Annotated in this window: 19 protein-coding genes; 16 read left to right on the top strand and 3 right to left on the bottom strand. The window is 64.2% G+C overall.

The features are described from left to right. The first annotated feature begins 1 nt into the window (after position 1). The 7 genes from LB557_RS23255 (at position 2) to lpdA (ending at position 8954) form a co-directional block, all read left to right on the top strand. Complete coding sequence (locus LB557_RS23255; protein ID WP_015315011.1) at positions 2-373, top strand: cupin domain-containing protein; 372 nt, start codon at positions 2-4, stop codon at positions 371-373. Between the two features lie 3 nt (positions 374-376). After that, on the top strand, positions 377-874 hold the full coding sequence (locus tag LB557_RS23250; protein ID WP_141906778.1) for a DUF1579 family protein: 498 nt from the start codon (positions 377-379) through the stop codon (positions 872-874). A gap of 11 nt (positions 875-885) precedes the next feature. Further along, complete coding sequence (gene sucD, locus LB557_RS23245) at positions 886-1788, top strand: succinate--CoA ligase subunit alpha (RefSeq protein WP_023784122.1); 903 nt, start codon at positions 886-888, stop codon at positions 1786-1788. Between the two features lie 144 nt (positions 1789-1932). Next, the gene (locus LB557_RS23240) at positions 1933-4917 is read left to right on the top strand and encodes a 2-oxoglutarate dehydrogenase E1 component (RefSeq protein ID WP_140618313.1); all 2985 of its coding nucleotides are present in this window, start codon (positions 1933-1935) and stop codon (positions 4915-4917) included. 32 nt (positions 4918-4949) lie between these two features. Next, positions 4950-6227: a 2-oxoglutarate dehydrogenase complex dihydrolipoyllysine-residue succinyltransferase gene (gene odhB, locus LB557_RS23235; protein WP_224642662.1), complete on the top strand. Its 1278-nt coding sequence runs from the start codon at positions 4950-4952 to the stop codon at positions 6225-6227. 540 nt (positions 6228-6767) lie between these two features. Beyond that, entirely contained in the window at positions 6768-7523 is a 756-nt protein-coding gene (locus LB557_RS23230) for an SDR family oxidoreductase (protein ID WP_224642711.1), read from the top strand. 24 nt (positions 7524-7547) lie between these two features. Continuing rightward, positions 7548-8954, top strand: coding sequence for a dihydrolipoyl dehydrogenase (lpdA, locus tag LB557_RS23225; protein WP_224642660.1), 1407 nt, complete (start codon positions 7548-7550; stop codon positions 8952-8954). 782 nt (positions 8955-9736) lie between these two features. Here lpdA and LB557_RS23220 read toward each other — a convergent pair. Continuing rightward, positions 9737-10804: a TraB/GumN family protein gene (locus LB557_RS23220; RefSeq protein ID WP_140822829.1), complete on the bottom strand. Its 1068-nt coding sequence runs from the start codon at positions 10802-10804 to the stop codon at positions 9737-9739. 328 nt (positions 10805-11132) lie between these two features. Then, on the bottom strand, positions 11133-12071 hold the full coding sequence (locus tag LB557_RS23215) for a tyrosine recombinase XerC (RefSeq protein ID WP_224642592.1): 939 nt from the start codon (positions 12069-12071) through the stop codon (positions 11133-11135). A 115-nt stretch (positions 12072-12186) separates the two neighbouring features. On the opposite strand from LB557_RS23215, the gene rimM reads away from it, so the two are divergent. Then, positions 12187-12786: a ribosome maturation factor RimM gene (rimM, locus tag LB557_RS23210; protein WP_015315021.1), complete on the top strand. Its 600-nt coding sequence runs from the start codon at positions 12187-12189 to the stop codon at positions 12784-12786. Then, positions 12783-13481, top strand: a complete 699-nt coding sequence (gene trmD / locus LB557_RS23205; protein WP_224622411.1) for a tRNA (guanosine(37)-N1)-methyltransferase TrmD — start codon at positions 12783-12785, stop codon at positions 13479-13481. The genes rimM and trmD overlap by 4 nt, the downstream gene beginning before the upstream one ends. On the opposite strand, the gene LB557_RS23200 is transcribed toward trmD, so the two are convergent. Continuing rightward, entirely contained in the window at positions 13463-14215 is a 753-nt protein-coding gene (locus LB557_RS23200) for a sulfite exporter TauE/SafE family protein (protein WP_224642594.1), read from the bottom strand. The genes trmD and LB557_RS23200 overlap by 19 nt on opposite strands. A gap of 338 nt (positions 14216-14553) precedes the next feature. Between LB557_RS23200 and rplS the strand changes: the two genes are divergently transcribed. The 7 genes from rplS to leuC all read left to right on the top strand — a co-directional run bounded on the left by rplS (position 14554) and on the right by leuC (position 20391). Beyond that, the gene (gene rplS / locus LB557_RS23195) at positions 14554-15105 is read left to right on the top strand and encodes a 50S ribosomal protein L19 (RefSeq protein WP_013892267.1); all 552 of its coding nucleotides are present in this window, start codon (positions 14554-14556) and stop codon (positions 15103-15105) included. Positions 15106-15262: 157 nt separating this feature from the next. After that, complete coding sequence (locus tag LB557_RS23190; RefSeq protein WP_224642596.1) at positions 15263-15676, top strand: organic hydroperoxide resistance protein; 414 nt, start codon at positions 15263-15265, stop codon at positions 15674-15676. Continuing rightward, positions 15673-16173 (top strand): MarR family winged helix-turn-helix transcriptional regulator, encoded by a 501-nt coding sequence (locus LB557_RS23185; RefSeq protein ID WP_224529641.1) that lies wholly within the window; start codon positions 15673-15675, stop codon positions 16171-16173. The genes LB557_RS23190 and LB557_RS23185 overlap by 4 nt, the downstream gene beginning before the upstream one ends. A gap of 168 nt (positions 16174-16341) precedes the next feature. Next, positions 16342-17139 (top strand): transporter substrate-binding domain-containing protein, encoded by a 798-nt coding sequence (locus LB557_RS23180; RefSeq protein ID WP_140874572.1) that lies wholly within the window; start codon positions 16342-16344, stop codon positions 17137-17139. A gap of 88 nt (positions 17140-17227) precedes the next feature. After that, positions 17228-18037, top strand: a complete 810-nt coding sequence (locus LB557_RS23175) for an amino acid ABC transporter permease (protein WP_140712273.1) — start codon at positions 17228-17230, stop codon at positions 18035-18037. 53 nt (positions 18038-18090) lie between these two features. Beyond that, positions 18091-18726, top strand: coding sequence for a class I SAM-dependent DNA methyltransferase (locus tag LB557_RS23170; RefSeq protein ID WP_224529637.1), 636 nt, complete (start codon positions 18091-18093; stop codon positions 18724-18726). Between the two features lie 255 nt (positions 18727-18981). Beyond that, entirely contained in the window at positions 18982-20391 is a 1410-nt protein-coding gene (leuC, locus tag LB557_RS23165; protein ID WP_140618342.1) for a 3-isopropylmalate dehydratase large subunit, read from the top strand. Positions 20392-20409: the final 18 nt, after the last annotated feature.

Genomic DNA, 20409 nt, shown 5'->3' with positions numbered 1-20409 from the left:
GGTGCCTCCACGCAAGATAAACCTGGTCGAGGCGGCGGATCGGACCATCACTGAGGTCTTCGATCCGCATATCGCCGGCGACGTGAATGACAGCCAGGCCAAGGTCGCCAAGTTCGGCGAGGTCTTTGACTGGCATGCGCATGACAATGAAGACGAAGCCTTCCTCGTGCTGCGCGGCAGGATCGCCATTGATTTTCGCGACGGGCCGATCGAGCTCGGCGAGGGCGACTTCATCGTCGTACCGCGCGGCGTCGAGCATCGGCCGCGTTCGCTGACATCAGAGCCGGTGGTGCTGATGTTCGAACCGGCGACGACACTCAACACCGGCAATGCCAAGAGCGATCTGACGGTCGCCGATCTGAAGCGGCTCTGACCGATGAACGCCTCGCCCTTCTCTTCGCTCTCGGCCGATCACCAGCTCCTGCAGGCTTTGGTCGGTGCTTGGCGCGGCGAGGAGGAGGTCGCGGATACGCAGTGGGCCGATGGCGGCATGGCGACGAGCGAAGTGACAGCGGAAGCGCAGTTCGGCGGTCTGTTCGTGGTGCAGCGCTATAAGCAGCGCCGCGATGGCACGGTCTCCTTCGGCGCGCACAATGTATTCGGCTTCGACCAGCAGAACAGCGTCGTCACCATGCACCAGTTCGATTCGATGGGCTTTGTGCCGTCCTCGCCCGCCACGGGCACATGGAACGGCAGCGAATTGGTACTGGAGCGATCGTCGCCGCGCGGCTTTGCGAGGGTGACGTATGTTTTCGACGATGCCGACACCTACCGCATGCGATTGCATTTCAAACTTGCCGGCAGCGATGACTGGCAAGACATGGTGAGCGGCGTCTACCGGCGCGTCTCGCCTTCCTCGATCAACGGTTTTTAAAAAGGGCGGCCATGTCCATTCTCGTCGACAAGAATACCAAGGTGCTGGTGCAGGGCCTGACCGGCAAGACCGGTACGTTCCATACTGAGCAGGCGCTGGCCTATCACGGGACAAAGATGGTCGGCGGCATCCATCCCAAGAAGGGCGGCGAGACCTGGACGGGCTCGAAAGGCGAGAGCCTGCCGATCTTCGCCACTGTCGCCGAAGGCAAGGAAAAGACAGGCGCCAACGCCTCCGTCATCTACGTGCCGCCGGCGGGCGCCGCGGAAGCCATCATCGAGGCGATCGAGGCGGAGATCCCGCTGATCGTCTGCATCACGGAAGGCATTCCGGTGATGGACATGATCAAGGTCAAGGCGCGGCTCGATCGCTCGGCCTCGCGGCTGATCGGACCGAACTGCCCGGGCGTGCTTACCCCCGACGAATGCAAGATCGGCATCATGCCCGGGAACATCTTCCGCAAGGGCTCGGTCGGCGTTGTTTCGCGCTCGGGAACACTTACCTATGAGGCTGTGTTCCAGACCACCAATGTCGGCCTCGGCCAGACCACCGCCGTCGGCATCGGCGGCGACCCCGTCAAGGGCACCGAGTTCATCGACATGCTCGAGATGTTCCTGGCCGATGATGAGACCAAGTCGATCATCATGATCGGCGAGATCGGCGGTTCGGCCGAGGAAGACGCCGCGCAGTTTCTCAAGGACGAAGCCAAGCGTGGTCGCAAGAAGCCGATGGCCGGCTTCATCGCCGGGCGCACGGCGCCGGCCGGACGCACCATGGGCCATGCGGGCGCGGTCATCTCCGGCGGCAAGGGCGGGGCGGAAGACAAGATCGCGGCGATGGAATCGGCCGGGATAAAAGTTTCGCCGTCGCCGGCGCGGCTGGGCACGACGCTGGTCGAGGCGATCAAGGGTTAAGCCAGTAGTGAGTAGCAGGTAGTCAGTAGTGAAGAAGGGAAGAACGGGTGAGTAGCAACTGAGTGGAAAATTCCATTTTCCACTCACTACCGGCTACTCACCGTTCCCTCGAAAGGAGACGGAGCCAGGCTCCGCTGAAACGACATGGCAAGACAAGATCAGGCCAACGACCAATTTTCGCTCACCTCTTTCCTTTATGGCGGCAATGCCGATTACATCGACGCTCTCTACGCGGCGTATGAGGACGATCCCGCCTCGGTCAATCCCGAGTGGCAGGAGTTCTTCGCCGGACTGAAGGACGATGCCGGCGATGTGCGCAGGAACGCCAAGGGCGCTTCGTGGGCGAAACCATCCTGGCCGCTGCAGGCCAATGGCGAGCTGGTGTCGGCGCTGGACGGCAATTGGGGCATCGTCGAAAAGCACCTGGAAAAGAAGGTCAAGGACAAGGCCGTCACCAACGGTGTCGTGCTGTCCGACGCCGATGTGCACCAGGCGACACGCGATTCGGTGCGCGCCATCATGATGATCCGCGCCTTCCGCATGCGTGGCCATCTGCACGCCAATCTCGATCCGCTCGGCATCAACACGCTCGAGGATTACAACGAACTGTCGCCGGAAAATTACGGCTTCACCGAAGCCGACTACGACCGGCCGATCTTCCTCGACAATGTGCTGGGGCTCGAATTCGGCAGCATCCGGCAAATGCTGGAGATCCTCACCCGCACCTATTGTTCGACGCTCGGCGTCGAGTTCATGCATATTTCCGATCCCGAGGAAAAGGCCTGGATCCAGGCGCGCATCGAGGGCGCCGACAAGGAGATCTCGTTCACCGCCACCGGCAAGAAGGCGATCCTGCAGAAGCTGGTCGAGGCGGAAGGCTTCGAGCAGTTCATCGACGTCAAGTACAAGGGCACCAAGCGCTTCGGTCTCGACGGCGGTGAATCGCTGATCCCGGCGCTGGAGCAGATCGTCAAGCGCGGCGGCCAGCTCGGCATGAAGGAGATCGTGCTCGGCATGGCCCATCGCGGCCGCCTCAATGTGCTTTCCCAGGTGATGGCCAAGCCGCACCGCGCCATCTTCCACGAATTCAAGGGCGGCTCGGCGGCCCCCGACGAGGTCGAGGGCTCGGGCGACGTGAAGTACCATCTCGGTGCCTCGTCGGACCGCGAGTTCGACGGCAACAAGGTTCACCTTTCGCTGACGGCGAACCCTTCGCATCTGGAGATCGTCGATCCCGTGGTGATGGGCAAGGCGCGCGCCAAGCAGGATTCCCTGTTCGGCCGCGGCCGCGAGGAGATCGTGCCGCTGGAAGAGCGGGCCAAGGTGCTGCCGCTCTTGCTGCATGGCGACGCCGCCTTCGCCGGCCAGGGCGTGATCGCCGAGATCCTCGGCCTATCGGGCCTGCGTGGCCACCGCGTCGCCGGCACGCTGCACTTCATCATCAACAACCAGATCGGCTTCACCACCAATCCGCGCTTCTCGCGCTCATCGCCCTATCCGTCCGATGTCGCCAAGATGATCGAGGCACCGATCTTTCACGTCAATGGCGACGATCCGGAGGCTGTGGTGCACGCCACCAAGGTGGCGATCGAATTCCGCATGAAGTTCCATAAGCCGGTGGTCGTGGACATGTTCTGCTACCGCCGCTTCGGCCACAATGAGGGCGACGAACCGGCCTTCACGCAGCCGCTCATGTACAGCAACATCCGCGCCCACAAGACGACGGTGCAAATCTATGGCGATCGCCTGATCGCGGAAGGGCACATCACCCAGGCCGAGCTCGATCAGATGAAGGCCGACTGGCGCGCGCATCTGGAAGCCGAATGGGAAGTCGGCCAGCACTACAAGCCCAACAAGGCCGACTGGCTCGACGGCGCCTGGTCAGGCCTGCGCACGGCCGACAACCAGGACGAGACAAGGCGCGGCAAGACAGCGGTACCGGTCAAGACGCTGAAGGAAATCGGCAAGAAGCTGACCGAGGTGCCGAAGGGTTTCGAAGCGCACAAGACGATCATCCGCTTCCTCGAAAACCGGCGCCAGGCGATCGAGTCCGGCGAAGGCATCGACTGGTCGACGGCCGAGGCGCTGGCCTTCGGCGCGATCCTGCTCGACGGCAATCCGATCCGGCTTTCTGGCCAGGATTCCGAGCGCGGCACCTTCTCGCAGCGCCATTCCGTGCTTTACGACCAGCGCGACGAGACCCGCTACATCCCGCTCAACAATCTGTCGGCGGCGCAGGCCGGTTACGAAGTCATCAACTCGATGCTGTCGGAAGAAGCGGTGCTGGGCTTCGAATATGGCTACAGCCTGGCCGAGCCGAAGGCGCTGACGCTGTGGGAGGCGCAGTTCGGCGACTTCGCCAACGGCGCCCAGGTGGTGTTCGACCAGTTCATCTCGTCGGGCGAACGCAAGTGGCTCAGAATGTCTGGCCTCGTCTGCCTGCTGCCGCATGGCTATGAAGGCCAGGGCCCGGAACATTCTTCCGCTCGGCTGGAGCGCTTCCTGCAGCTTTGCGCCGAAGACAATATGCAGGTCGCCAACTGCACGACGCCGGCCAACTACTTCCACATCTTGCGCCGACAGCTGAAGCGCGACTTCCGCAAGCCGCTGATCCTGATGACGCCGAAGTCGCTGCTGCGCCACAAGCGGGCGGTGTCGACGCTGCCGGAAATCTCGGGCGAAAGCTCGTTCCACCGGCTGCTGTGGGACGACGCCCAGCTGTTGCCCAACCAGGCGATCAAGCTGACCAAGGATTCCAAGATCCGCCGCGTCGTGCTGTGCTCGGGCAAGGTCTATTACGACCTCTATGAAGAGCGCGAGAAGCGCGGCATCAACGACATCTACTTGCTGCGCGTCGAACAGCTCTATCCGTTCCCGGCCAAGGCGCTGATCACCGAGCTGTCACGCTTCCGCAACGCCGAGATGGTGTGGTGCCAGGAGGAGCCCAAGAACATGGGTGCCTGGTCGTTCATCGATCCGTATCTGGAATGGGTGCTGGCGCATATCGACGCCAAGCATCAGCGGGTGCGCTACACCGGCCGTCCGGCGGCCGCCTCGCCGGCGACCGGGCTGATGTCGAAGCACCTCGCCCAGCTCGCCGCCTTGCTCGAAGACGCGCTCGGCGAATAAGCAGAACAGAACCGAAAGAACGGACAGGCACAATGGCTACCGAAATCCGCGTTCCCACACTCGGCGAATCCGTCACCGAAGCGACCGTCGGCAAATGGTTCAAGAAGGTCGGCGATGCCATTGCCGCCGACGAACCGCTGGTCGAGCTCGAAACCGACAAGGTGACGATAGAGGTGCCCGCCGCCGCCGCCGGGACGCTCGGTGAAATCACGGTTGGGGAAGGCGAGACGGTCGGCGTCGGCGCCCTGCTCGGGTCGATTTCGGCCGGTGGCGCGGCTGCTCCCGCGACCAAGCCGCAAGCGGTCGCGCAGGCGTCCAGCCCCGACGCGGCATCCACCACCAAGCAGGCCGCGGCCGAGACCGCCAAGGTTGCCGGCGATGCCGGACCGGTCGAGCCGCGCACCATGCCGCCGGCGCCGGCGGCGGCAAAATTGATCGCCGAGAACAATCTGTCGGTCGACCAGCTCTCCGGCTCGGGCAGGCGCGGCCAGGTGCTGAAGGGCGACGTGCTGGATGCCATCTCCAAGGGTGCGCCGTCGCAGCCGGCCGAGACGCCAAAGGCGGCGCCGTCACCGATCGCGGTTCGGGCGCCGTCGTCGGGCGACGATGCATCGCGCGAGGAGCGCGTGCGCATGACCAAGCTGCGCCAGACCATCGCGCGCCGCCTGAAGGAGGCGCAGTCGACCGCCGCCATGCTGACCACCTTCAACGAAGTCGACATGTCGGCGGTGATGGCGCTCAGGACCAAGTACAAGGACGTTTTCGAGAAGAAGCACGGCGTGAAGCTCGGCTTCATGGGCTTCTTCACCAAGGCGGTCACCCACGCGCTGAAGGAAATCCCCTCGGTCAATGCCGAGATCGACGGCACCGACATCATCTTCAAGAATTATGCCCATATCGGTGTCGCGGTCGGCACCGAAAAGGGTCTCGTGGTTCCGGTCGTGCGCGATGCCGACCAGATGTCGATCGCCGAGATCGAGAAGGATATCGGCCGGCTGGGCATCGCCGCGCGCGACGGCAAGCTGTCGGTCGCCGACATGCAGGGCGGCACCTTCACCATCTCCAATGGTGGCGTCTACGGGTCGCTGATGTCGACGCCGATCCTCAATGCGCCGCAGTCGGGCATTCTCGGCATGCACAAGATCCAGGACCGGCCGGTCGTGGTCGGCGGCCAGATCGTGATCCGGCCGATGATGTACCTGGCGCTCAGCTACGACCACCGCATCGTCGACGGCAAGGAAGCCGTGACTTTCCTGGTGCGGGTCAAGGAAAGCCTGGAGGATCCGGAACGGCTGGTGCTCGATCTGTGAGGCGGTCGGATGGCGGCTTGCGGCAAAGAGCGGCCAATGATGGCGCGTTTGCTTGGAGCCACCAAACGGGTTGTGCTGATGATCGGTATCGTGATGGCTACCGCAGCCGCCCAAGCCGCCTGCCCGATCGAACTCGCCGTCTATGGGGATAGCCAGAGCGGCAGCGAGATCGATTTTACCCCGACCGGCACATCGGCTGTTGTCACCAACAGTTTCCGGCTGATCCTCGACAACGATGTGGTGCTGAACGGCATCGTCATGTGGACCACGGATGTTGCGCGGCCGAACGGCGCGCTGATGTACAAGTGCCCGGAAGGCGACGTGACCGGCGAGGAGCTTGCCGCCTGCACGCTGTGGAACGGCGTCATCTACACGTCCGACGACAAGGGCACTGTCGGGCTTTTGCCGGCCGAGGGAGTGGAGGCGCCGAAGACGCTGATCCTGCCCGATCTCGGGCCGGTGCTTAGGCAGTCCCGGGCGCGTGGCGGCGGCGGATTTTCGAAAGTGCCGTCCGATGTGTTCGCTGAAGGGATGCCAGGAATGAGCGCGACGCAAAAAGTGCTGCTGGTCACCGGCGGCAGCCGCGGCATCGGCGCCGCCATCTGCCGGCTTGGGTCGGAGGGGGGCTATCGCGTCGCGGTCAATTACGCCTCCAACAAGGCCGCCGCCGATGCGCTGGTCGCCGAAATCAAGGACGGCGGCGGCGAAGCCGTTGCCGTCAGGGGCGATGTCGGCAAGGAAACCGATATCGTGGCCATGTTCGGCGCCGTCGACCGCGCCTTTGGCCGCCTCGACGCCTTCGTCAACAATGCCGGCATCGTCGACGTCAAGGCGCGCGTCGACGAGATGGATGTCGCGCGGCTGGAACGCATGATGCGCATCAATGTCATCGGCTCGTTCCTGTGCGCTCGCGAGGCGGTGAAGCGCATGTCGACGCGGCATGGCGGGTCGGGTGGTGCGATCGTCAACATCTCGTCGGCGGCGGCGACGCTGGGCTCGCCGGGCGAATATGTCGACTATGCCGCCTCCAAGGGCGCCATCGACACCTTCACCATCGGCCTCGCCCGCGAGGTGGCTCTGGAAGGCATTCGCGTCAACGCGGTGCGGCCGGGCATCATCGACACCGACATCCACGCCTCCGGAGGCCAGCCGGACCGGATAGAACGGTTCCGCGATCTGCTGCCGATGAAAAGGGCGGGAACGGCGGATGAAGTCGCCGGTGCGGTCCTCTATCTTTTATCCGATGCCGCGTCCTATACGACGGGCGCGATCCTGAATGTCAGCGGCGGCCGCTGAGCCCCAAGCAAAAGGGAAACAAACATGGCTTATGACGTGGTTATCATCGGCTCGGGACCCGGCGGCTATGTCTGCGCCATCAAGGCGGCACAGCTTGGGCTGAAGGTCGCGGTGGTCGAGAAGAACGCGACCTTCGGCGGCACCTGCCTCAACATCGGCTGCATCCCGTCCAAGGCGCTGCTTTATGCCTCGGAAATGTTCGCCGAGGCCGGCCATTCCTTCGACACGCTCGGCGTCGAAATTCCGGCACCCAGGCTGAACCTGAGGAAAATGATGGCGCACAAGGACGCGACGGTGTCGTCCAACGTCAACGGCGTCGCCTTCCTGTTCAAGAAGAACAAGATCGATGCCTTCCGCGGCACCGGCAAGGTGGTCGCCGCAGGCAAGGTCTCGGTGACCGGCGAGGACGGCAAGGTCGAGGAGATCGAGACCAAGAACATCGTCATCGCCACCGGGTCCGACGTCGCCGGCATTCCCGGCGTCAAGGTCGATTTCGACGAAAAGATCATCGTGTCCTCGACCGGCGCGCTGTCGCTCGAGAAGGTGCCTGGCCACCTGGTGGTGGTCGGCGGCGGTGTCATCGGGCTCGAACTCGGCTCGGTCTGGGCACGGCTTGGCGCTAAGGTCACTGTGGTCGAGTTCCTCGACACCATTCTGGGCGGCATGGACGGCGAGGTGTCGAAACAGTTCCAGCGGCTGCTCTCCAAGCAGGGCTTCGAATTCAAGCTCGGCGCCAAGGTGACCGGCGTCGCCAAGGCCAAGAAGGGCGCGACCGTGACCTTCGAGCCGGTCAAGGGGGGTGCTGCCGAAACCATCGAGGCCGATGCCGTGCTGATCTCGACGGGACGCCGCGCCTTTTCGGACAGTCTCGGGCTGAAGGAAGCCGGCGTCGAGGTCGACGAGCGCGGCCGGGTCAAGACCGACGGGCATCTCAGGACCAATGTTCCCGGGATCTACGCCATCGGCGACGTCATCGCCGGGCCGATGCTGGCGCACAAGGCCGAGGACGAGGGCGTGGCGGTGGCCGAGACCATCGCCGGCCAGGCCGGCCATGTGAACTATGACGTCATTCCGAGCGTCGTCTACACCAGTCCGGAGATCGCGTCGGTCGGCAGGACCGAGGAAGAGCTGAAGAAGGCCGGCATCGACTACAAGGTCGGCAAATTCCCCTTCACGGCCAACGGCCGCGCGCGCGCCATGCTGCATACCGACGGTTTCGTGAAGATCCTGGCCGACAAGCAGAGCGACCGCGTGCTCGGCGTCCATATCGTCGGCTTCGGCGCCGGCGAGATGATCCATGAGGCGGCGGTACTGATGGAGTTCGGCGGCTCGTCGGAAGATCTGGCCCGCACCTGCCACGCCCATCCGACGATGTCGGAAGCGGTGAAGGAAGCGGCGCTGGCCACCTTCTTCAAGCCGATCCACATCTAAGGGTGCCCAACGCTTCGTCGTCCTATGGCGGAGCAAGGAGCGAAGCGACGCGGCGTAGATCCCTGGAGCTGCTCCGCAGCCCAAGGGATCCCTGCCGTGACTTCAGAGCGCTCCTGCGATGCGGAATTCTGCTCCGCTGCATTCCTCGGCCGAGGTCGCGGCATGGATCCTCGGGTCAAGCCCGAGGATGACGAACGGGCGGAGCGGCTTGGCGCCAAGGCCCCCCAACGGTCATCACCCAAAACAAAACGGCCCGCCTTTCAGCAGGCCGTTGGTCTTTGATATCGAGCCCCTTACTGGGCCGGCGCTGGTGCCGGGGCGGGCGCTGGTGCCGGGGCGGGCGCTGGTGCGGGAGCCGGCGCTGGCGCTGGTGCAGGAGCCGGGGCGGGTGCAGGAGCTGGTTCGGCTGGCTTGGCCGGTTCGGCGGGCTTCATCGGTTCAGCCGGTGCGGGCGCCGGAGCCGGTGTGCTGGCCGCTGGCGGCTCGGCGGGTGCCGGGTGCTCGCCACCACTTCTTCCGAAAACATAATACGCGACAATCGCCAGGATAACGACGACCAGTGCAATCAGCCAGGGGCTGCCGCCACCGCCGCTCGGCCGAGGGGCATTGGTGGTCGAATTGTACGGGTCGTTTGGGTTTGGTGTGTTCGCCATAAATGTGTCCTCCGGGAAAATGAAAAAGGTCAATCAACATCCATCAACGCGCAACCGTTGAATGGGTTTCACGCTAGCGGAGGAAAACGCCGGAAACGCGGCGTTTGCGTGCCTCCGCTGCCGTCCGACTCAATTGACGGCGGTGACAGTATAGCCGGCTTTGCGGAAATCCTCGACCAGTCCCTCTGGACCGGGCAGATGCAGCGCGCCGACCGCCATGAAGGCGTTGCCCTTGGCCAGGATCGGTCCTGCATGATCGACCATCACCTTGTTGCGGCTGGTGATCATGGTTTCCTCGAAGGCGGCGTAGCCCGCGGGGTCGTCCTGCTCCTCGGGCATGGCGGCGCGGAACAGCGGCCAGAACATCCCGGTGTCGCCACGCTGGTAGAGCACGATCATGGTTTCGTTGATATCGTTGACCTTGTCGCCCAGCTTCAGCGTGTCGACCAGACCTTTCATGTGAAACGCGAGCGGCAGCGAGGCCATGGCGCGCAGCTGGCTCTCGGCCGTTTCCAATCCTTCCACCGGCTTGCCGGCCGCCTTGGCGCTCTCGGCCAGCTTGACGTCGAGCACCGGCGCGCCGCCGGACTGGCGGGCGAGTTCGCAAGCCGGAAGCGCCATCATGGCCGACAGCATCCACGGCTTCATTTTTGCGACCGTCGCCGGCGGGATGCCGCGCGCATCGAGCGCGGCGTTCATGGCCGCCGCTTCGTCCGGCGACAGCAGTGACGAAAGCGTCGTGGAGTCGGTGAACATCATCAGGTCCGGCTCCTTCAGCATCGCCGCCATCATCTTCTGCTTGTCGAGCACGTCGGTGGTCTCGATGATGAGGGTGCCGGCCGCATCGAAGGCCTTCTGCGCATAGGCCGGCAGCGTGGTGACGCGCGGATCGGTCATGTGCATGGTGCCGAACAGGTAGGATGGCTGTTCGCCTGATTTTTCCAGCTTCCACAGCAGTCCCTTGCCGTTCAGCGTGGCAGCCGCCTCGGCCTCGATTTTGCCGTAGGTGGCAGGGTTGCTCTTCTGCAAGGCCGACAGCATGTCGGCGCCGCTACAGGTCGGGATTTCCGCGTGCGCCCTGCCGGCGGCGAACAGCAGGACAGCAAGGAAGGACAGGAAAAACAGCACGTTGAGCGCGACAAGCAGTTTCAGCGAGACGGAAGCCGCACGGTCGGCGATGGCAATGACGCGTTTCATGGTCCCATTCCTAGGACTGAAAAGCGGCAAAACCGTTAATCGGGGTTATGAAATTGTCCTAACCGCCCATTCTTCGTCATCCACGGGCGGAGCAAGGAGCATAGCGACGCGGCGCAGACCCGAGGATGAATGCCGCGACTTCAGAGCACCGCCCACGGTGCAGAATTCAGCTCCGCTGCATTCCACGGCTGATGTCACGGCATGGATCCCAGGGTCTCCGCGACGGAGCTTCGCTCCTGCTTCGCCCTAGGATGACGAAGTTGGGAAGGCTTCGGCCAATCGCGAATGTTTATAATGGGCCACCGATACTGCATGGCTTTACCGACGTTCATGCCCTGGGATGGGCCGATTCGTAGATTTCGAGCAGCCTTGCGGTGTCGACGCCGGTGTAGATCTGCGTCGTCGACAGGCTGGCGTGGCCCAGGAGTTCCTGGATGGTGCGCAGATCGCCGCCTCGGCCGAGCAGATGGGTGGCGAAGGAATGGCGCAAGGCATGTGGCGTCGCCGTGTCCGGCAGGTTGAGCGCCGAACGCAGCTTCGCCATGTCACGCTGGATGATGGCCGGGTTGAGCGGGCCGCCGCGCGCGCCGCGAAACAGCAGACCCTTCGGATCGAGGTGATAGGGGCAGAGCCGGCGGTATTCGGCGATCGCCCTGAGCGCCACCGGCAACACCGGCACCAGCCGTGTCTTGCCGCCCTTGCCGATGACGCGCAGCACGGTGTCGGCTTCCGACGCCAGATCGGCGGCATTGAGGCCAAGCGCTTCCGAAATGCGCAGGCCCGAGCCGTAGAGCAGCGTCAGCACGGCGGCGTTGCGGGCGGCGATCCAGGGTTCTTCCGCCAGTTGGCCTTCCACCGATACGACATGTTTGGCATCGCTCGCCGTCAAAGGTTTGGGCAGGGATTTGGGTTGTCGCGGCGCGCGCAAGGCCGCGGCACCTGCCGCATTGGCGAGGCCGCGCCGCTCGAGGAACCGCAGCAGCGAGCGGATGCCGGCCAGGCCACGGCCAAGCGTGCGTGCGCCGGCGCCGGCATTGCGGCGGGCGGCGAGGAAGCCGCGCAGGTCGGCCGGGCGCAGATCGGCGATATCGGAAATGCCGGGTGGTCCGCCGATATGGCCGGTGAAGAAATGCAGGAACTGGCGTGAATCGCGCTCATAGGCTTCCACTGTCTCGGGTGACAGGCGACGTTCACGCGCGAGCATCTTCAGCCAGCTTTCGCGCGCGGCCTGGAGATCGGCCTTTGCCGGTATGAGGAATTCCTGCATCGGGTCTGTTCCGGTTCGCCGTCATTTTCCGGCAGCCGGGTTAGGAAGCGGTGAAGAGCCCGTTGTTGAAATGACGGCGAGGCGGCGCTAGAGCAGGGACAAAGGATTTTCGCCCATGAGCAAGCCGCAGAACCCCGTCCAGATGGCCGTAATCGGCGCCGCGCACGGCATCAAGGGCGAACTCAGGGTGAAAACCTTCACCGGCGAGCCAATGGCGCTGGCGGATTATGGGCCGCTCTACGCCAGGGATGGACGAGCCTTCCAGATAACCGACATAAGGCCCGCCAACACCGTTGTCGTGGTGCGCTTTAAGGGTGTCAGCGACCGCAATGCGGCCGAGGCGCTCGCCGGCACGGAGCTGTTCGTCGACCGTTCGATGCTGCCCGATGATGGCGAGGAGGACGAATTCTACCATGCCGACCTGATCGGGCTGGAAATCCGGGATGATACCGGCGCCGCCATCGGCAAGGTCGTCGCGGTGCACAATTTCGGGGGCGGCGACATCCTCGATGTGACGCTCGCCGGGCGCAAGGGCGTGCTGATCCCGTTCACGCAAGCCGCCGTGCCTGCCGTGTCGATCGCCGAGGGCTTTGTCCGCGTCGATCCGGTGGCGGCTGGACTGGTCGAGGACGAGGACGCGGACGCGCCGCGCGAGGAGGATTTCGACCCGAAGGGCCGGCCGCGCGGACCGCGCGACGCCGGAGGCAACCGGTGAGTTTTGCCGCGTCGGTGCTGACGCTCTATCCCGAGATGTTTCCGGGCGCGCTTGGCCTGTCGCTGGCCGGGCGGGCACTGGAGGCGGGGACATGGTCTCTGGAGGCGATACAGATACGCGACTTCGCCACCGACCGGCATCGCACCGTCGACGACACGCCGGCCGGCGGCGGTGCCGGCATGGTGATGCGTGCCGATGTCCTGGCGAAGGCAATCGACCATGCTTCGCCGCCGGGCGATGAGCGTCCAAGGCTGCTGATGAGCCCTCGCGGAAGACCGCTGACGCAGGCGCGCGTGCGGGAGCTCGCCGCCGGGCCGGGCGCGGTCATCCTGTGCGGCCGTTTCGAAGGCGTCGACCAGCGGGTGATCGATGCACGGGGACTGGAGGAAGTCTCGATCGGCGATTTCATCCTGTCCGGGGGCGAGCCGGCGGCGCTGGTGCTGCTCGACGCTGTTGTGCGGCTGTTGCCCGGGGTGATGGGCAATGCGGTCTCCGGGGAAGAAGAGAGTTTCGAAAACGGCCTGCTCGAACATCCGCACTACACGCGACCGCAGGAATTCGAGGGCCGGGAAATTCCCGAAGTGCTGATCTCCGGCAATCACAAGAAGATCGCCGCCTGGCGCCGCGCGCAGTCGGAGACGCTGACGAAAGAGCGGCGACCCGATCTGTTCGGCGATCAGCCTTTGCCGAAATAGTAAAAAGCCAGAAACAGGCCGACGGCGATGACGAAGCCGCGCACCACGTTCTGCGGTACGCGCTTGGCGATCCAGACGCCGGCATAGCCGCCGAGCGCGCCGCCCGGGATCATGACGATGGCCTCCGGCCAGGCGACGACGCCGCCCGAGACGAAGACGACGATGGCGACGGCCGCGATGACCACGGCCAGCATGTTCTTCAGCGCGTTCAGCCGGTGGTAGTCGCCGGCCTGGGTCAGGCCGAGGGTGGCCAGCATCATCACGCCCATGCCGGCGCCGAAGAAGCCGCCATAGATGGCGGTGACGAATTGCGCCAGCGAACCGGCGAGTGAGCCGACAGCCGCTTCGTGTCCGGGTTTCGGCGCCGGCTTCAGCCAGGGCCCGGCGGCAAACAGTGCCGTCGCGCCCAAAAGCAGCCACGGCACCAGGACGCGAAAGGACGGATTGTCGAGCGCCAGCAGGATCAGGGCGCCGGCTAGCGCGCCGACGGCCGAGATCAGGCAGAGCAGCAGCGCGCCGCGCCAGAAGTGCCTGATGTCGGCCCAGTAAGCGAGGGTCGAGGTGATGTAGCCGGGGAACTGCGTCACCGAGGAGGTGGCGTTGGCCACGATCGGGGGGACGCCGACCAGTGTCATGGCGCCGAAGGTGACGAAGGTGCCGCCGCCGGCGACCGCGTTGGCGGCGCCGGACAGAAAGCCCGCCAGGAAGAGCAGGATGGCGTCGAAGACAGACATGGATGGCCGCCGTGAAGAAGTGTGCTATTCTGGCTTAGAAAGCTTGGTGGACAGACGCAACCCGGCACGGCAGGATTAAGATGGTGCCATGCCGGGAGCCATGCCGGCAAAAAATGCACGGGCAAGGCGTGACAAAGCGCCGAAATAGCTGTATGTGCCCGCCCGTACCGGCAAGAAAAACTCTGCCGGACCCGTCAACAATGACGGTGTAGTCGCCCCTGCCCGATGTCTGGGAGACAAATGTCTTGGAGACAAAGGACATAGCCGAGCGGTCAATGGAACTGCAAGGCGAGCGTAGGGCGCTCTGACTGTCGGAAGAACAAGAAGTGGATTTTTAGATGGATCTCATCCGTCAGCTCGAGGCCGAACAGGCCGCCAAGATCGAAGCCAAGCGCAAGCTTCCCGAATTCCAGCCCGGCGACACCGTGCGCGTCCAGGTCCGCGTGACCGAAGGCACCCGCACCCGCGTCCAGGCTTATGAGGGCGTCGTCATCGCCCGCGCCGGTTCCGGCTTCCAGGAAAATTTCACCGTCCGCAAGATCTCCTACGGCGAAGGCGTCGAGCGCGTGTTCCCCGTCTACTCGCCGATGGTCGAAGGCGTCGAGATCGTGCGCCGCGGCAAGGTGCGTCGCGCCAAGCTCTATTACCTGCGCGATCGTCGCGGCAAGTCGGCCCGTATTTCGGAAAATACCGGCGTGCGCGCCCGCAAGCTCAATGATGAGGAGCGCGACGCGCTGAACGCCGAGAAGGCGCGCATCGAGGCCGAGAAGGTCGCAGCCGCCCAGGCGCTGGCCGCCGAGACGGCCGCCAAGGAAGCCGCCGAGAAGAAGGCAGCCGCCGAGGCTGAAGCAGCAGCCAAGGCAGCCGCCGAAGCGACCCCGGCCGAATAAGAGTTCGACGAAGGAATTTGAAAAGGCGGCTTCGGCCGCCTTTTTTCGTTTCACCGAACTGTGAACGGGTTCAGCCTCGGTGATCGGGGTCGACAATTGACGTCTAATCATATTGCGTACTAAATAATCGTGCACAATCTAAATTGGAGAATGGAAGATGGCACTCTACACCACACAGGCCCATGTGACGGGCGGTCGCGCAGGCCATGGCGAAACCAGCGACGGCCTGCTCAAGGTCGATCTGGCAATGCCCAAGGAGCTCGGCGGACCGGGCGGCGCGACCAATCCCGAACAGCTTTTCGCCATCGGCTATGCCGCCTGCTTCGAAAGCGCGATCCGCTTCGTGGCGCGCAAGCAGAAGCTGCCGCTCGAGGATGCAGCGGTAGCGGCCACCGTCAGCCTGCTCCCCAATGGCGAAGGCTTCAAGCTCGGCGTCGCGTTGGCAGCGGAGACGAAAGGCCTTGATCAGGCGGCGGCTGAAGCGCTTGTATCGGCTGCGCATCAGATTTGCCCCTATTCGAATGCCATCAGGGGCAATGTCGAGGTGGCGCTTTCGGTAAAGGCGGCATGACGACAAAGGTCGAAACGAAAGCCAGAGAAGCCCCGGCGGAGGCCGCCGGGGCGCACCCGGTGCCACGGCTCGATCAACAGCTCTGTTTCGCGCTCTATTCGGCGAGCGGATTGATGACCAAGCTCTACCGGCCGTTGCTCGATCCGCTCGGCCTGACCTATCCGCAATATCTGGTGATGCTGGCGCTGTGGGAACGCGCGCCGAGCACGGTGGGCGACCTTGGCGAAGCGCTCGGCCTGGATTCAGCGACGCTGACGCCGCTGCTCAAGCGAATGGAAGCGGGCGGCCTCGTCACCCGCCGGCGCGATGCCGACGACGAGCGCCGGGTGCTGGTCGAGCCGACGGCCAAGGGCCAGGCGCTGCGCGCGAACATGAAGGATGTGCAGGCGGCGCTCGATTGCGGCATGCCGCTGGAGCGGGCTGAGCTCAAAACCCTTCACGGCACGCTCACCCGCCTTGTCGCGGGATTGCGCGAAGCCGCGACCGAGCAAGATTGATCGCGGCAAGGCTGTCCTCAAAAACCGCCTCCCGGAAGCACTGGAATCCACGTCAACGCGCAAGGTCGCGGTGGACCCGTCTTGCAAGGCGCTTGCGGAAAGCTAAAGTCGGCGCCGGATTTCTCTGCCGCGCAGCATCGCGCGGCCAATCATTTCGGGGAGTGTGTCATGACCAAATCGAAATTGCTGCTGGCCGGCCTGTTGGCCCTGGTCCTGGCGCCCGTTGCCGCCTTCGCGCAGGCGCTGCCCGATCTCGGCGGCAAGAAGGTCGTTGTGGTGACCGAAAACGCCTATCCGCCGCTGCAGTTCATCGATGCCAAGACCGGCAAACAGATCGGCTGGGAATATGACGCGATGAACGAGATCGCCAAGCGGCTCAATTTCAAGGTCGAGTACCAGAACACCTCTTGGGATGCGATGATCCAGGCGGTCTCCGACAACCAGTACAACATCGGCATGACCGGCATCACCATCAAGGACGACCGCAAGCAGAAGGTCGACTTCTCCGATCCCTATATGCGCTCGGAACAGTTCATGCTGGTGCGCGGCGATGAAAGCCGCTTCACCGACGCCAAGACCTTCGGCGCCTTCAAGGATGGACTAATTGGCGCACAGGCCGGCACCACGCCCTTCTACACCGCCGTCTACAGTGTGCTCGACGGCAATGAGCAAAACCCGCGCATCAAACTGTTCGAGACGTTTGGCGCCACCGTGCAGGCACTGAAGTCCGGCGACGTCGATGTCGTGCTGACCGACGGCACCGCCGGCAAGGGTTATGTCGATGCTTCGGAGGGCAAGCTGAAGCTGATCGGCGGCCCGCTCGGCACCGAGGATTTCGGCTTCATCTTCCCCAAGGGCTCCGACCTCGTGAAGCCGGTCAACGCGGCGATCGCAGCGCTGAAGGCAGATGGCACCTTCGATGCGCTGAACAAGAAGTGGTTCCTTGATTACAAGATGGGCCAGTGAGCCAATCTTGTTGAGGGCGTGGTCTGATGGGCAGGGATTTGCGTTGGGCGCGTCCCTCTCGCAGTTCTTGCGTCGCCGACCTCTGCTAATGGCAGCCCCCACCATTTCCAAACCCGACTTCCCCTGGTGGCTCGCCGTTGCCGGTGTCCTTGCGCTGGCGGCCGCCCTCGCCATCGCCGCCAGCGATCTCTATGCGCAGGTCTTCGCCACTGTCGCCAAGGGCATCGGCATCACCGTCTTCGTCACCGTGATCGCCTTTGTCCTGGCGTCGGTGATCGGCCTCGGCATCGCTTTGATGGGGCTGTCGGGTTCGGCCTGGCTGCGGCAGATCGCGCGCTTCTATGTCGAGATCATTCGCGGCGTGCCGATCCTGGTGCTGCTGTTCTGGATAGCCTTTGCCGGCGCGCCGGCCTTCGTCGCGGCCTGGAACGGGCTGACCGCGCCATTGCAGAATGCCGGCGTCCTCGGCGAATTGCTGGTGCGTGACGTGTCGTTGCTGTGGCGTGCCATCATGGCGCTCACCATCGGCTATTCGGCCTTCATCTCCGAGGTTTTTCGCGCCGGCATCCAGTCGGTCGAGAAAGGTCAGATCGAGGCAGCGAAGGCCTTGGGGCTGAGCCGTGCGCAGCGCTTCCGGCTGGTCGTGTTTCCGCAGGCGATCCGCACCATCCTGCCGCCGCTCGGCAATGATTTCGTCGCCCTGGTCAAGGATTCCTCGCTGGTCTCGGTGCTCGGCGTCGCCGACATCACGCAGATGGGCAAAGTGTATGCCGCCGGCTCGTTCCGCTTCTTCGAGACCTATTCGATAACAGCCTATATCTATCTCATCCTCACCGTCGGCCTGTCGCTGGCGCTCAGGGCGCTGGAGCGGCGGCTGCGCCGCCAGCACGAGGAATAGTTTTTGGGCCGGGACAGCGTTACGCTCGGTGCTTGCCGGAGGAGGAGCTGCCAGTGAACATCGACAAGGCCAATGCGGCGCTGGATTCGGTCTACACGGCCGATACGCCCGAAACGCTGGCGCGGGCCTATGCCGCATGGGCCGCGACCTATGATGGCGAAACCGCCTCGCTCGGGTATCTCCTGCCGTTCCTGATCACCGCCTGGGTTACCCGCCACGTGCCTGCGGGAGAAGGGCCGCTGCTCGACGCCGGCTGCGGCACGGGCCTGTCGGGACCGTCGCTGAAGGCGCTCGGCTACAGCGACATTGCCGGACTCGACCTGTCGGACGACATGCTCAAGATCGCCGGCAGCCGCAGTGCCTACAGCGAGCTGAAGCAGGCAATGCTGGGCGGCCCGCTGCCATGGCCGGACGGGCATTTCCGCGCTTTCTTCTCCACCGGTGTGTTCACCATCAGCCACGCGCCGGCCGCCGGCCTGCACGAACTGGTGCGCATCACGAAAAAGGGCGGCCACGCCATCTTCACGGTGCGCGACCAGGTGTTTGAGAGCGGCGGTTTTCAGGCTGTGTTCGATGAGTTGGAACAGGCAGCGAAATGGCGGGCGGTTGAGGCAAGCCCGTGGTTTCGCTGTTACGCCATCGCCGAGCCCGACGCGCTGGTGAAGACTTTTGTGTTCGAGGTGATGTAAGCCGAGGGAAGAGGTGCCGGCGACACGCCGCAATTGCCGAAAAGCCAAAACATTGCTATCTAGCCCGCCATGGAAAAGCTTTTCAGCGATCCGGCCTACAAGGGGTTCGTGCTGCAGGACAGAAAACGCCTGCCGTCGCGCTTTTCCGCGCGCGTGTCCGGCGCCCTGACCAGCCGACTTCGCTGATCCCTGCCGGCCGGCCGCGGGCTTGCGGCATCAGCTCCTTCCCATTCTCATATCGACGGATTTACGCACATGAGCGCACCGCGCACCCTCTACGACAAGATTTTCGACGACCATGTCGTCGACCGCCAGGACGACGGCACCTGCCTGCTCTACATTGACCGCCACCTCGTCCATGAGGTGACCAGTCCGCAGGCCTTCGAAGGCCTGCGCATGAGCGGCCGGAAAGTCCGTCACCCGGAAAAGACGCTGGCCGTGGTCGACCACAACGTCTCGACCTCGCCCGAGCGCAAGTTCGGCATCAAGAACGAGGAAAGCCGCATCCAGGTCGAAGCGCTGGCCAGGAACGCCAGGGATTTCGGCGTCGAATATTATTCCGAGAACGATATCCGCCAGGGCATCGTCCACATCATCGGCCCCGAGCAGGGCTTTACGCTGCCCGGCATGACCATCGTCTGCGGCGACAGCCACACTTCGACGCACGGTGCCTTCGGCGCGCTGGCGCATGGCATCGGCACGTCCGAGGTCGAGCATGTGCTGGCGACGCAAACGCTGATCCAGCGCAAGGCCAAGAACATGCTGGTGCGCGTCGACGGCCAGCTGCCGGAAGGGGTCACCGCCAAGGACATCATCCTTGCAATCATCGGCGAGATCGGCACCGCCGGCGGCACCGGCTATGTCATCGAATATGCCGGCGAGGCGATCCGTGCGCTGTCGATGGAAGGCCGCATGACGATCTGCAACATGTCGATCGAGGGCGGCGCGCGCGCCGGCCTGATCGCGGCCGACGAGACCACCTTCGCCTATGTCAAGGACAAGCCGCGCGCGCCGAAGGGCGCTGCCTGGGACGCGGCGCTCGAATACTGGAAGACGCTGCAGACCGACGAAGGCGCGCATTTCGACAAGGTGATCGTGCTCGACGCGGCCAAGCTGCCGCCGATCGTCTCCTGGGGCTCCTCGCCCGAGGATGTCGTCTCCGTGCAGGGCATCGTGCCGAACCCGGAAGACATCACCGACGAGAACAAGCGCACCTCCAAGCTGCGCGCGCTCGACTATATGGGCCTGACGCCGGGGACGAAGATCACCGACATCACCCTCGACCGCGTCTTCATCGGCTCCTGCACCAACGGCCGCATCGAGGATCTGCGCGCCGTCGCCAAGGTGGTCGAGGGCAAGACAGTCAGCCCGCATGTCGATGCCATGATCGTGCCGGGCTCCGGCCTGGTCAAGGAGCAGGCCGAAGCCGAGGGGCTGGACAAGATCTTCCGCGCCGCCGGGTTCGACTGGCGCGAGCCGGGCTGTTCGATGTGCCTGGCCATGAACGACGACCGGCTGAAGCCGCATGAGCGCTGCGCCTCGACCTCGAACCGCAATTTCGAAGGCCGCCAGGGCTTCAAGGGCCGCACCCACCTTGTGTCGCCGGCCATGGCGGCGGCGGCGGCGATTGCCGGCCACTTCGTCGACATTCGCGACTGGAAATAAGCCAGGCTGGACTTGACC

It is taken from the genome of Mesorhizobium sp. BR115XR7A (genome assembly GCF_020165315.1).
Lineage (GTDB): Bacteria > Pseudomonadota > Alphaproteobacteria > Rhizobiales > Rhizobiaceae > Mesorhizobium > Mesorhizobium australicum.
This window is presented reverse-complemented; position numbering and strand designations above follow the sequence as displayed.

Bases quoted from the DNA above. Each gene is read 5' to 3' on its own strand.
- LB557_RS23250 (WP_141906778.1), top strand. From the start codon at position 377: ATGAACGCCTCGCCCTTCTCTTCGCTCTCGGCCGATCACCAGCTCCTG.
- sucD (WP_023784122.1), top strand. From the start codon at position 886: ATGTCCATTCTCGTCGACAAGAATACCAAGGTGCTGGTGCAGGGCCTG.
- LB557_RS23240 (WP_140618313.1), top strand. From the start codon at position 1,933: ATGGCAAGACAAGATCAGGCCAACGACCAATTTTCGCTCACCTCTTTC.
- odhB (WP_224642662.1), top strand. From the start codon at position 4,950: ATGGCTACCGAAATCCGCGTTCCCACACTCGGCGAATCCGTCACCGAA.
- LB557_RS23230 (WP_224642711.1), top strand. From the start codon at position 6,768: ATGAGCGCGACGCAAAAAGTGCTGCTGGTCACCGGCGGCAGCCGCGGC.
- lpdA (WP_224642660.1), top strand. From the start codon at position 7,548: ATGGCTTATGACGTGGTTATCATCGGCTCGGGACCCGGCGGCTATGTC.
- LB557_RS23220 (WP_140822829.1), bottom strand. From the start codon at position 10,804: ATGAAACGCGTCATTGCCATCGCCGACCGTGCGGCTTCCGTCTCGCTG.
- LB557_RS23215 (WP_224642592.1), bottom strand. From the start codon at position 12,071: ATGCAGGAATTCCTCATACCGGCAAAGGCCGATCTCCAGGCCGCGCGC.
- rimM (WP_015315021.1), top strand. From the start codon at position 12,187: ATGAGCAAGCCGCAGAACCCCGTCCAGATGGCCGTAATCGGCGCCGCG.
- LB557_RS23200 (WP_224642594.1), bottom strand. From the start codon at position 14,215: ATGTCTGTCTTCGACGCCATCCTGCTCTTCCTGGCGGGCTTTCTGTCC.
- rplS (WP_013892267.1), top strand. From the start codon at position 14,554: ATGGATCTCATCCGTCAGCTCGAGGCCGAACAGGCCGCCAAGATCGAA.
- LB557_RS23190 (WP_224642596.1), top strand. From the start codon at position 15,263: ATGGCACTCTACACCACACAGGCCCATGTGACGGGCGGTCGCGCAGGC.
- LB557_RS23185 (WP_224529641.1), top strand. From the start codon at position 15,673: ATGACGACAAAGGTCGAAACGAAAGCCAGAGAAGCCCCGGCGGAGGCC.
- LB557_RS23180 (WP_140874572.1), top strand. From the start codon at position 16,342: ATGACCAAATCGAAATTGCTGCTGGCCGGCCTGTTGGCCCTGGTCCTG.
- LB557_RS23175 (WP_140712273.1), top strand. From the start codon at position 17,228: ATGGCAGCCCCCACCATTTCCAAACCCGACTTCCCCTGGTGGCTCGCC.
- leuC (WP_140618342.1), top strand. From the start codon at position 18,982: ATGAGCGCACCGCGCACCCTCTACGACAAGATTTTCGACGACCATGTC.